The sequence below is a fragment of the Paenibacillus sp. DMB5 genome (assembly GCF_001517085.1).
Taxonomy (GTDB): Bacteria; Bacillota; Bacilli; order Paenibacillales; family Paenibacillaceae; genus Paenibacillus_AQ.
Map to the genome: position 1 here is coordinate 61,780 of NZ_LRAC01000137.1, position 10,720 is coordinate 72,499.

Here is a 10,720-nt window from a genome sequence, read left to right on the forward strand (position 1 = left end):
TCACTCTCTTATTTTTTCTTTACGATAAATTCATAGCTTTCATAATGTTTTCTCGAAAACTGATTCCCATTCTGTAGGGATGAAGCAAACCTTTTAGTCAGGCCTGACGTTTAGAATACAGTATAAATCATAAATGAAAAATCATTCAAACAAAATGCCCATTACTCCATTTATTTGCCTATTCCTACAAATTATATTGTGATTAGGTTATAAATCGCTTATTATTTGGTATAATTCTTTCTTGTGGAGCAAAACAATAACAACATATTCTTATTATATATAAGATAAAAAAGTGAGGATCTAAATATGCAAATTGAAGAGATATGTTCTATGATCAGCGGGCTTGTACCAGAGGAAGGTTCAAAAAGCAACATCATTAACAATGTAGATTTATTCCGAATAGAACGAAGTATGGATCGAGTTCCTTTTAATTATACAAAAAGCATTATATTCATCCTACAAGGACAGAAGCGTGTCTATATTGCAGATTCAATGCTTACTTATGATCCGATGCATTATCTTGTCCTGTCCGTTCCTTTACCTGTGGAATGTGATGTTGTTGCCTCTAAGGATGAGCCACTCCTAGGTATTTCCATTCAAGTAGATGCCAACATGGTAAATGAGATTATGGTGTCAGGTGATATTCCAATGAACAATATTAAAGAGTTACCTTACGGAATCTATGCAGATGATTTAAATGAACAGATGATTAATGTGATTCATCGTCTGGTTGGATCTTTAATATCACATTCTGAAAGCAAAGTGTTGGCTCCAATGTATATACGTGAAATCCTCTATAGGGCACTAACTGGCAAGAATGGCGAAGCATTAAAGATGCTTACGAATCGAAATCAGACTTTTTATAAGATAAGGAGTATCTTGGAGAGAATACATGAGAATTACGGAGCAAAATATGACGTAGCTTCATTAGCTGAAGAGACTGATATGAGCAACTCCGCATTTCATACTGCTTTCAAAGCTATGACAGATGCTTCTCCTATCCAATACATTAAGAAGGTGAAATTACACAAAGCTAGAGAATTGATGTTATTTCAAGGATTAAATGCAAGTTCTGCTGCTTATCGTGTTGGCTATGAAAGCCTTTCTCAATTCACCCGAGAGTATAAGCGAATGTTTGGAGTTACACCAGGTCACGAGGTATTTGGATAGCAACCTTAAGTTATATAATGGAAATATATGATATCCACTCTTTTTAAGAATGGGCGGCTGGTGAAGGTCTGCAGATACGGCCTCGCTTTTTTGAAGGGGGGATTATTCTGCAAGCCTTTGCAGTTGTACCAAGTATTCTGCGAATTCTCGAGCCTGCGTAAGAAAACTAAATCATTTCGAGGGAGAATAGTGAACGATCTATCCAAGGGTGAAGAGATATATCCTAAATGAGTCATTTATCTTAAATTTTATAACTCTTCTTTTGTTTATTTGAAGGCTATTACTTTTGTGTGAACCTTACCTATATGGTCTAAAGAAACTGGATTAAGTAGCACTTTACTTATTCCCACCTCCAAAAATCAGTCATGGAAATACTAGTAGTCTTTTTTATTCATTTGCATAATTATGTAAAGTGTGTTTTTTGGCTCGGAATTCCGTCCGTTTCCGTCCCTATAAATAATGTCGAAATCATGCTCTGGCGCGGCATCTGCAGCTTGAAGACTGGTCCCCACGACTTTTGCCATACAGCCTTTGGCGACCTTAGCAAGGATATCCTGCATGGATTGCATACTCATGGATAACTTGAGAATATATCCGCTCGCCCCATACTCAAGCGCCTGCTGGGCATATTTGAACTCATTCATACAAATAAGCATAACAAACCGGTTTATCATCTCGTTAGACCAGGCATTTCTCAGCAGTTCAATCCCATCCATACCGGGCATCATAATATCTGTGATAACAAGGTCAGGCATGTCCTCTGCCATCAACTTTAACGCTTCTCTGCCGTTTGAGGCTTCTCCAGAGGCAGTGTATTTGAATAACTCCCATTAAATGAGCTTGCGCCGAATGAACCAATAAAATCTTCCACATGTTCGTCCCCTCCAGACAGGTATAGATTGAAAATTAGCAGGGGGCAAGGAGAGTCTGGCCAGCGTTCCTCTAGTCATGCCGGTAATGGAGCTTTGAACAGTCGCCTTTTATGTCGTCATTCTCATATAAAATTCCATTTATTGCAGCCTATGATCTTATTAGATAAGCTTTACTACGCCACAGAAAGTGTTTAGATGATTATCAAATCGGCAATAGTACCATGTTCTTGTCCATTTTCGGCAAAGGGATCAAGTTCTTGTCCTTTGCTAAGGACAAGAACTTGATCCCTTAAATAGAAAACCCGCGCTGGGCGCGGGCTCTAATGAGACTATGATCTTGTCCACCGACAACTTGGTCCCATTGCCGATTAATCCCCTATTTCGGCCACAAAAAAACAACTCACTCGAGCTGTTTTAATAATCATGCTTCTTTATATATGAACTAACGTAATTAATCAGTTCATAATTTTTTGAATATTCGATGGATATCCGTGCCGGTACGTAGGATTTCATATTTGAAATAGCTCTCTTTTTTCTTAAGCTATAATTTGGGCATTCATATTCAATGTTTTTTTGGTCGATTGTATTCTCATAGTACATCATGAGGTTTATTCTTTTAGCACTCAAAATATTAACCTCTTCATATCTAAATGCAATTTTGAAATTAGCTTTTGTGTCCATGAGTATCTTATCCCAGTTGGTATTTTTCTTATCATTAACTAAAATATCTCCTGAATATTTTAGACACTCGTAAAAAAACATTAAACTAAATCGATATGTCCATTGTTCTTGGATCCACTCCAATGTATCCTTATTTATCTTTTCCCCATTATTCTTTAGTACATATTCTTCCAATAATAATTTTATGTCATCAGTTATTGCACTTGTAAGCAGCTCATAACCAAATCGTCCTCCACTTCGGGCTACATCATTTATTCGAATATCTGAACGATAAAAACGTTCAGTTTTTAAAAGGGTTTTACGCCAGTTGACATAGGCATAAGCGTATGGACAAATATCAGGGAAGTCTTCCCCATCATTTTTTAGTAGCTGCCAAAATTGTTTTATGCAATTAGAGTGTTTCCATAATACGTTCTTTCTTATGTGTCGATCAACAGTCTGGAAGGTATCAACATTATTATAGTAAAGGTCTTTATTAAATTGAGTTGAATAATAAAAATCATCAATAGATATTTTATTTTCTTTTGTGAAAGATTTTTTAGCTAGATAAGGATGAAAAACAGATAGTATATTTAGATTCCCAAATTCAGGTAGAATCAAAATTCTTCCGTCCTCTTGATTGGTGTTTGATAACCAATGTAATGTTGCAGAATCCACAATTTTAAATTTTGTGTCCCAATTTTCCCAGAGTGTACTAGAAAAATCAGCGAATTCAAAGCCGCATTTACAGGAAAAAGCGTTTCCGAAAAATCTGTTGGAAAATACAAACGGTATATTTTTTTTACACCGTGCACAGGTATCTTCTAATTTTACATTGTGAAAAGGACAATGTTCCAAGAGTTTAAATTGATGTAACCAACTATGATGTCCGTAAGATATGCATTGGTTACACCAGCGTAAGTGTTTCGAAAACCAGGATGTATTTGGAAATCTATTACTGTGTAGAGGTTTTGTTAGTGATTGTATTGATTGTTGTGTAAACTTAACTAAATTCAGTCCGAAAATCATTTCTAAGATCGAATCGTCAAAACTTCTAAGAGAAAACAGATCAATTTTTCGATCCCCTTTTTTAGGGTTGATTTTATTCCTCTCAATACTATTACCGGAAAGTTTAAAGATATCGTCTCTACTTACGCGATTTGCGAATGACAATTTCTCGAATATAGACCATGGAGTCTCGTATTCATGAACCCATTCATTTCTCCAGATTGCTTGCATTCACAACTCCCCCATTCAAATTAAACAAGGGCCATGTAGATTTCTGACTCTACATATCCCGACATTTCAATTGCTTCCCTCCACTGTGCTTTGTTAATCCAGTAGTGTTGATCTCCATGTACCCCATATTTTTTCAAAGCATTCTCAATTGTGAATGAGAAATATTCCATGGGTATTTCCAACGTTGCAGAAACCCCATGTTCCTTTCGTAAATCTGCGAATAGCTCAAATAACATTTTTGCTTCATTCTCTAATCGTTCCTTCTTTTTATAACCTTCTGGAAAGAAATATTGACTGAAGCTCCACCCGCTCCCTTCTGGATAACATGAGACTTCTGAAGAATCATAACCACCTAGAATCAGCTGCATATCTTCCCAGGTTCTAATTCCATGAAAGTCATGTTCATGTGTCATAAATCGACCAATAATTTGAGATCTTTTTTGCTCTAGAAAAAAAGTTCGTCTTGCAAGGAGTTCTTCTTGTCCAACAGAAATAACAGTCATTGAGATTTTTTTCTGAACAAGCGCATTGTAGATATCCATCAGCCAATTGTAATGAGCCTCTGTGAGCCGGTGTGCTTCGTCAATGATAAGTACTAAACGCCGTAGTTTTGATTTTTCTGCTTTTTCAAGCATAAAGTTTACAATCTGTCTTCGTAATTCCGGTGGATTTCGTTTTGATGTAAAAGGAAACTTAAAGTCGCTAAGGAGATCTGAATAGAACTTCTCCTCACTTGGTACACGGTAAGAATTACAATTGGCTAATAGAATAGGCAAGGGTGCGCCAAAATTTGTAGGTAAGTGTTCAATAGCAAAACGTAAAGCCCAAGTCTTCCCTATTCTGGGCCTACCATATACAATCATTCCTGGGAGACGATTATTCACGATTCTCATCATACTGCCCATTAGGCGTAAAACTTCTTTTGTCGGAATGATGTAGTCACCTGTTTCAATTGGATGTGTTCCTATCTGTACTTGAGGTATTTCCATAACAATCCCCTCTTACTTATAGTTTCGTTTTATACAACTTCATTAAATCTTTATATTCAGCATATTCCTTAGTAGCTTGTTCTTTCTTTGTATGCTCTCTGGCTCTTTCAAGAGCAGCATTTCGCTCTTCAGCTTTCTCTAATGCGTCTGTCTGGCATTCAGGTTCATTGACCGTTTTTCTTTTTTGGGCTGATTCTTTTACCTGCGTAAACTTGTTTGCAGCTCCCCTCTTTCCATTGGTCGCATTCGTTCTTAGGTACTCAGAATAAATAAATATCGGGTCATCCCATGTACTAAGATAAATTAAACGCCGTCGAACTAAAGAGTTTATTGCTTTGCGTGTCTGTAACGAATGAGGAGTAATAGACCACTTTCCGACTGCAGTGAGATAATCAAATTCACTTCCATCTGGAAGAAATGTCCTAATCGTTCGTAAATCATCCACATTCATATGTATGATGAGCTCTGTGTTAAGCAGATGCGCTGATTGGCTAAGCTTATCGCTTCTGTACTCCACTCCCTGATACTGGATGTATGGTTTCTTACCGGATTTTAATGAACCTCTGATCGTTGCTGATTTTGTTACTTGCATAAATAACACCTCCTTGCGTAATTCTTCTTTTAATTGTCTCGGTAGTAATCCGGCGTTCAAACGCTTTCCAAGAAGTTCAAGAGGCGTTTGGTGATATATTCCTCCATGGGGCTTACCGTTGTAATCAGATATAAGGATATCAATGAGTTGTTTAAGATGATCAAAGGTCATTTTGTATTTAAGAGCTTTCTCTTCGGGATCACTTCTCCGCGGATCATGGGAATTACTACCCGTTGTATTGGGAAGCCGGTGAAAACCTGTTTCCTCCAAGATTTTAAAAAATCGTTCAATAATCCCTCTTCTCATTGGTAATGCTACAGGTCCTAAATTAATATCACATCCAATCAGATGTTTAAGCCGATCTTGTACTAAATTGGCTAAGTGAGATTTTGCATTATCAAAGCAAATTACATCCCAAACTGCCCAGGCTGTAGAAGATGGATAAACCTCAGAAGGGAATCCACCGGTTTCATTATATTTGAGGCCATCTATAGCGATCGTAACTTTTTCATGTGGAATGACAGCATTTCGAAAGCAATGCATTACGTCAATTGCGCTATATTCTTTGTTTAAGCTAATGGCATATCCTAAAACAGCTCTTGTAGCCACATCAATCAATGTTAATATCCAAAAGCGTTCAAGCACGACTGGAACCAGGTCACCTTCTGGGGTCATAACTTCAATTATAAAAAAGCCGTCAATACGATGAGCATCAAATTGTACTTTTTGATATGGGTGCAATGTAGAAGGGTGGTTCTGTTCCCCTTCGCCAGTATGTTTAGCCTTTGTAATGGCATCTTGTCCATATCGAGACTTGCCCTTCCCGAAATAAAGGCAGCTTAATTTGCTTAAGTACCTTTGCAGTGCCTTAAATCCCAAATGATCAGTATTAAAGGGATATTGGTTTAAGGGAATACCTAAACTTCTGCATTCTTCTATAAATTTCTTATGAATATGATGGGGTTTCATAGCTGGTTCTAAGGTGCGGCGGTGGTTCCCGAGGAACAAATCTTTAATTAATTCTTGGAGAGTTGGGAAAGTTTCCAGTAGAAGCTTAAATTCACCTGTTTTTCTGCTTGGATTTTTCTTCTTACTTGTTAAACTGAGCTGATAGGATTTGACCTTCTTTTGAGGAATTAGTGCTCTGAAACCCCAAACGAGACCATCATCTGAAATAGAAATGCACCGCTGTACGAGTCTTCGAAGATTCTTGGGGTGAACTCCTGTCTGTACTTGAATATTTTTAAGCTCATGCCCCTTGAAATAAAGTACAACAGCATTTTTGCGCATTGTATAAATGTCTCTCTCCTCTTTAGACAAGAGCAGTTCATCCACTATTGGCCATAAATCAGGATTCGTTTGCTCTGGAAGAAGATGTGGGTTTTCAATGATTCTTGTTCGGCTCAACCTTCCACACCTCCATATCCAAATTCCAAATTGCTGAGTCTAAGTCAACGTTGATTGTCCCTATATAATAAAGCCAATAACAAGCCAAAAACACATCGTATAAACCTAAGTTCATCAAATTTTTACAGAGATTTCTGATACTTATCTTGTGGTTACCAATACTATCAGAGACATCCTGAAGAAAATGCGGTACTTTTTGATTTGTTATGCTCTTTAAAATTTTCAACCGGTTTTCTATTGCATATGGGCCTGTTCTGATGTACTTCTCTGTTCTTACTTCGTGTAGTACGTCATTAAGACGGCACCATTCCCTCTGTGCTTCAATCTGCCGCATGGTAACATCGTACTTCCGGCTAGTTGGTTTCAGGTCTTTCTCATATTTCACTTCAATAAAAATCCGAATACCATCCTTATGAAGCGCACACATATCAAATATTGTTTTATGTCGTTTTTCATTTAGAACATAATTGATTTCTAATGGTTGTTCACAATATTCGATCACATCTGGAGTAGTCTCCATTCTCACCCAATGGTCATATTCAAGATCACTATAGAGAATTACATCTCTGTCTACTTTAAGTCCCCTACTGTTCCAGTAATTGCTTCCATACTTCTTACTTCTAGGCATGACAATAGGGATATAGGGTAACTGTCGATTTTTCATTTAATGTTTCATTCCTAAACCTTTTTGATTTTATACATCTGTATTTCCTATTTGTATAACTTTTAATCATAGGCTTTAAAGTTGAAAATAATGTTCTATTTCTCTTGTAATCCGGCAATACTAGGGTTAATAGATTACGAGAGGAGCTTTTATGTATGAATAGTCGTTCGTGTTATAGAGAGATTGGTGATTTAATACGCATTAACAGAGAAAAGCTTGGATTAACTCAAGAAGCTCTATCACTAATGATTCAACTCTCCAGACCAACCATTACAAACATCGAGGCTGGTCGCCAACCAGTAAGAATTCATTACTTATATCGAATTGCTGATGCCCTCAAAATTTCTATACATGACTTAATGCCCTAAGTAGGTTATCTCTACTCTTTGCTTTCTCCCTTCAGCCTGGTTTTCAATAATTGAACCGCTTCAAAATATAACTTTTGGATATCTGAATTAATCTTATGATCGCTCAAACTTATTGCGGAAGCATTTATTACTTGATATAGATGTAATATATATATTTCTGAAACATCTATAGGGTCATAAATAATGGGGACCTTCCACTCCCCCTTTTTTAGTGCTCTTTCAAACCAACCAAGCTGAATCATCTTACCGTTTGTATAGTATAAATCATTAAATTTAATTCCATTAGCAGTTATATAAGCTACACTAACTTCCAAACGCTCTGTTATTTGCACCTCCATCACCTCATTAATACTATCGCCAAATCCGAAATAAATAATACGTATACATATCAATTGTATCAAATGATTTATATACATACATGTATTGCTTCTTCCCCATTGTTTACACTTACATCAAGAGGTGTAACAATGGAAACTTCCGTAATGAAGAAGATAGGACAGCGTGTCCGTGATATCCGTAAATCAAAAGGGTTGTCACAAGAACAGCTGGGTGAAAAGGCCGGCTTTCATTTTTCCTACATAGGCGGCGTCGAGAGAGCAGAAAAAAATATTACCCTAATCAATTTAATTAAAATTGCTGACGCATTAGAGGTACCTATTATCGATCTGTTCTCCTATACAAGACATCAAAAATCTGTGCTAAATGAAAAAGACATCATGTTAAACCAATTGGTTGATATCCTGATGAGTTTAAAGAAAAGCGATCTTCGCAAAGTCCAACTATTCTTAGATGAGTTTTTCGAAAAATAGAAGTATGCCGCCGCCTCGCCATGGGTTGCGGTTTATTTGTTTATTAATATGGGAATGAATTCCTAATAAATATTAGGAGGGATTTTCATGCATACCATATGGAAGGGTGCCATCAGCTTTGGGCTCGTACATGTACCCGTCAAACTTTATGCGGCAACCGAAGAGAAAGAGATTGCTCTTCAGTTGCTTCATCGTAATTGCCATGGATCAATTAAAAATCAGAGGTTTTGTCCCTCTTGTGGTACATCCGTAGAACAGGAGGCAATAATCAAGGGCTATCCAATTGATACAAATCAGTATGTAACTTTTGAAAAAGAAGAATTGGATAAAATTCAAGATGAATCCAGCAAAAGAATTAACATCATTGATTTTATCAAAGAGGATCAGATTGACCTGATGTTTACTCAGAAAGCTTATTTCCTTGGTCCGGATACCCATGGAAGTAATGCTTACTTCTTATTTCTAAAGGCTCTTGAGACTTCTAAACGATTGGCAATAGGCAAACTTACTCTTCGCTCAAATACGAAACTATGTGTAATGAAACCTCTTAATGGGAATTGCATTCAACTGGCCACCATGCACTACGCTAATGAGATTAGACCGATCACTAATGTCCCAAACTTATCAAACAGTACTTCTATTGATGAAAACCAACTGAAGCTGGCCTTGCAGATAGTTAAGGGGATGTCAGGTAAATCGGATATAGCCTCTCTCTCCAATCCTGAACAAGAAAGACTTCAAGCAGCCATACAGTCTAAGATTGCTGGTCAACAGATCATCTCTAAACCAACACAAGAAGCCGAAGTAGTTATTGATTTACTGGAGGCGCTTCAGAAAAGTGTTAAGATGAGTAAGAGCAAATCAAAGCCAAGACAAGTTGCTCAGAATAGTGAAGAAAAGTTGGGATAAAACGAAAAGAGCTCCTTAGCTGAAGGCGCTCTTTTTTGATTGCTTTACCAGTAATATGTGTTGAAAAAAATAAAGTATTAGACTCGACGCCGCGATCAGCAGCTCCGGTTACACCGGCCAGCGGCAGCGCATGCTTCAGCTCGCGCTCCTGGTTCTCCGGAAGTTCCTCGCGCCGTGATCACCAGCTCTGGTTCGCCGGCCAGCGGCAGCGCATGCTTCAGCTTGTGCTCCTGCTTCTTCGGAAGCGCCGGGCGCCGGGGGATCGTCAGCTCCAGTTACACCGGCCAGCTGCTTCACATGCTTCAGCTCGTACTCCTGGTTTTTCGGAAGCGCCCGGGTGCAGCAATTGGCAACCGGCTACATCGGCCAGTAGCAGTGCATTCTTCAGTCTAATACTTTCTGGTCTGATTCTTTTTGGACACCCTCTTGATGTCTCAGTCTACTTTTTATTTTTTGTGCCTGACAATTTTCATTAAGAAGGCCTCATAGAATCAACAACTCCGGTCTTATACTTTATTTTCTTCGCACAATAAGAAAAACACGGTTTTCTGATTTTTTAAATACCTCCACATAGTTTACACACTATTTTCAGATACTATGAGACTATCTGTTAAGCTGGAGATGAACAAGATGATGAAGAAAATTGGCATTAAGAAAGCGGATTTAATTCTTATCACATGTATTTTGCTAATATCACTGACTCTTTTAGGAGTAGAGTTGCTTAGAAAGTACCAGCCCAATACCGGTACTTATGCAAGTATACGTATAGATAATAAACTATATAAAGAGGTAGAACTCACGGATGAGCCCCAAATTATCAAGATTCAAACAAAAAGAGGATACGATATACTCAAAGTTCATGATAGAGGGATCGAAGTAATTGAATCGGACTGCCCGCAAAAAATCTGTTTTAGCTTTGGTTTAATATCAAGACCAAGACAATCTATGGGTCTGTCAATAATTTTGTGTAAACTCTTTTAAGCACAGATTCCCCCGAGGGGGAAGTCGCGAATCTAACGCAAGTGTTGACCGACCCTGTCT

Annotated in this window: 10 protein-coding genes and 1 pseudogene; 5 read left to right on the forward strand and 6 right to left on the reverse strand. The window is 37.7% G+C overall.

All coding sequences use genetic code 11. The features are described 5' to 3' along the window. Positions 1–306 precede the first annotated feature (306 nt). Positions 307–1,170 (forward strand): AraC family transcriptional regulator, encoded by an 864-nt coding sequence (locus tag AWJ19_RS21740; protein WP_082708045.1) that lies wholly within the window; start codon positions 307–309, stop codon positions 1,168–1,170. Between the two features lie 374 nt (positions 1,171–1,544). On the opposite strand, the pseudogene AWJ19_RS21745 reads toward AWJ19_RS21740, so the two are convergent. From AWJ19_RS21745 to AWJ19_RS21765, 5 genes and pseudogenes are all read right to left on the reverse strand, one after another. Then, positions 1,545–1,967 (reverse strand): annotated as a pseudogene (locus AWJ19_RS21745) (response regulator); the annotation flags it as partial. A 489-nt stretch (positions 1,968–2,456) separates the two neighbouring features. Next, positions 2,457–3,941 (reverse strand): TniQ family protein, encoded by a 1,485-nt coding sequence (locus AWJ19_RS21750; protein ID WP_068726984.1) that lies wholly within the window; start codon positions 3,939–3,941, stop codon positions 2,457–2,459. Positions 3,942–3,961: 20 nt separating this feature from the next. After that, positions 3,962–4,930: an ATP-binding protein gene (locus AWJ19_RS21755; protein WP_068726986.1), complete on the reverse strand. Its 969-nt coding sequence runs from the start codon at positions 4,928–4,930 to the stop codon at positions 3,962–3,964. A 16-nt stretch (positions 4,931–4,946) separates the two neighbouring features. Further along, complete coding sequence (locus tag AWJ19_RS21760) at positions 4,947–6,929, reverse strand: hypothetical protein (protein ID WP_082708047.1); 1,983 nt, start codon at positions 6,927–6,929, stop codon at positions 4,947–4,949. Next, complete coding sequence (locus AWJ19_RS21765) at positions 6,907–7,593, reverse strand: TnsA endonuclease N-terminal domain-containing protein (RefSeq protein WP_068726988.1); 687 nt, start codon at positions 7,591–7,593, stop codon at positions 6,907–6,909. The genes AWJ19_RS21760 and AWJ19_RS21765 overlap by 23 nt, the downstream gene beginning before the upstream one ends. 155 nt (positions 7,594–7,748) lie before the next feature. Here AWJ19_RS21765 and AWJ19_RS34255 point away from each other — a divergent pair, with 155 nt between their 5' ends. Beyond that, positions 7,749–7,961 (forward strand): helix-turn-helix transcriptional regulator, encoded by a 213-nt coding sequence (locus AWJ19_RS34255; protein WP_082708048.1) that lies wholly within the window; start codon positions 7,749–7,751, stop codon positions 7,959–7,961. Between the two features lie 11 nt (positions 7,962–7,972). Here AWJ19_RS34255 and AWJ19_RS21770 read toward each other — a convergent pair whose 3' ends face one another. Beyond that, on the reverse strand, positions 7,973–8,293 hold the full coding sequence (locus AWJ19_RS21770; RefSeq protein ID WP_157890066.1) for a Mu transposase C-terminal domain-containing protein: 321 nt from the start codon (positions 8,291–8,293) through the stop codon (positions 7,973–7,975). Positions 8,294–8,428: 135 nt separating this feature from the next. On the opposite strand from AWJ19_RS21770, the gene AWJ19_RS21775 reads away from it, so the two are divergent. From AWJ19_RS21775 to AWJ19_RS21785, 3 genes are all read left to right on the forward strand, one after another. Then, the gene (locus AWJ19_RS21775) at positions 8,429–8,770 is read left to right on the forward strand and encodes a helix-turn-helix transcriptional regulator (protein ID WP_068726992.1); all 342 of its coding nucleotides are present in this window, start codon (positions 8,429–8,431) and stop codon (positions 8,768–8,770) included. 87 nt (positions 8,771–8,857) lie between these two features. Beyond that, positions 8,858–9,679: a Ku protein gene (locus AWJ19_RS21780; RefSeq protein WP_054940743.1), complete on the forward strand. Its 822-nt coding sequence runs from the start codon at positions 8,858–8,860 to the stop codon at positions 9,677–9,679. Positions 9,680–10,309: 630 nt separating this feature from the next. Beyond that, the gene (locus tag AWJ19_RS21785) at positions 10,310–10,660 is read left to right on the forward strand and encodes a NusG domain II-containing protein (protein WP_068726993.1); all 351 of its coding nucleotides are present in this window, start codon (positions 10,310–10,312) and stop codon (positions 10,658–10,660) included. Positions 10,661–10,720: the final 60 nt, after the last annotated feature.

Coding starts and splice junctions, on each gene's coding strand:
- AWJ19_RS21785 (WP_068726993.1), top strand. CDS start 10,310: ATGATGAAGAAAATTGGCATTAAGAAAGCGGATTTAATTCTTATCACA.
- AWJ19_RS21740 (WP_082708045.1), top strand. CDS start 307: ATGCAAATTGAAGAGATATGTTCTATGATCAGCGGGCTTGTACCAGAG.
- AWJ19_RS21780 (WP_054940743.1), top strand. CDS start 8,858: ATGCATACCATATGGAAGGGTGCCATCAGCTTTGGGCTCGTACATGTA.
- AWJ19_RS21750 (WP_068726984.1), bottom strand. CDS start 3,941: ATGCAAGCAATCTGGAGAAATGAATGGGTTCATGAATACGAGACTCCA.
- AWJ19_RS21775 (WP_068726992.1), top strand. CDS start 8,429: ATGGAAACTTCCGTAATGAAGAAGATAGGACAGCGTGTCCGTGATATC.
- AWJ19_RS34255 (WP_082708048.1), top strand. CDS start 7,749: ATGAATAGTCGTTCGTGTTATAGAGAGATTGGTGATTTAATACGCATT.
- AWJ19_RS21755 (WP_068726986.1), bottom strand. CDS start 4,930: ATGGAAATACCTCAAGTACAGATAGGAACACATCCAATTGAAACAGGT.
- AWJ19_RS21765 (WP_068726988.1), bottom strand. CDS start 7,593: ATGAAAAATCGACAGTTACCCTATATCCCTATTGTCATGCCTAGAAGT.